Annotated in this window: 1 pseudogene; it reads right to left on the bottom strand. The window is 61.4% G+C overall.

What is annotated here, in order from left to right:
- A pseudogene (locus tag JCM10914_RS28705) lies at positions 1-539 on the bottom strand (collagen-like protein); the annotation flags it as partial.

The following is a 539-nucleotide window of genomic DNA, read 5'->3' as shown; positions in this document are numbered from 1 at the left end:
TCCTGAGGACCGGTTGGGCCTGTTGAACCCGTGGCTCCTGTTGAGCCAGTAACTCCGATCGCTCCGGTGGCGCCGATGGGGCCAGTCGAGCCGACCGATCCGGTATTTCCAGTTGGACCCGTAACCCCGATCGGGCCAGTGGCTCCGGTTGCTCCTGTTACCCCCGTTGAGCCGGTTGCTCCCGTTATGCCTGATGCCCCTGTTGGACCTGTAACCCCGATTGGACCGGTTACTCCGGTTGCTCCGATCGGACCTGTCGGGCCGGTTGCACCCGTTACACCCGTTGCACCCGTCGGACCAGTTGAACCGGTGCTGCCGATTGGACCTGTTGCTCCTGTCACACCCGTAGCGCCTGTTGAACCTGTTGCACCGATCGGACCTGTCGGACCTGTTGAGCCAGTTGATCCCGTTATGCCTGTTGAGCCGGTTACTCCTGTTGGACCTGTGGATCCTGTCGAACCTACCGATCCGGTATTTCCGATTGGACCTGTTACTCCTGTTGGGCCGGTGTTGCCGGTGGGGCCAGTCGAACCGATCAC

This window comes from Paenibacillus sp. JCM 10914 (assembly GCF_001315105.1).
In the GTDB taxonomy this organism is placed as follows: domain Bacteria; phylum Bacillota; class Bacilli; order Paenibacillales; family Paenibacillaceae; genus Paenibacillus_AQ.
Note: the sequence above shows the minus strand (reverse complement) of the source record. Positions and strands in the feature narration are given on the sequence as shown.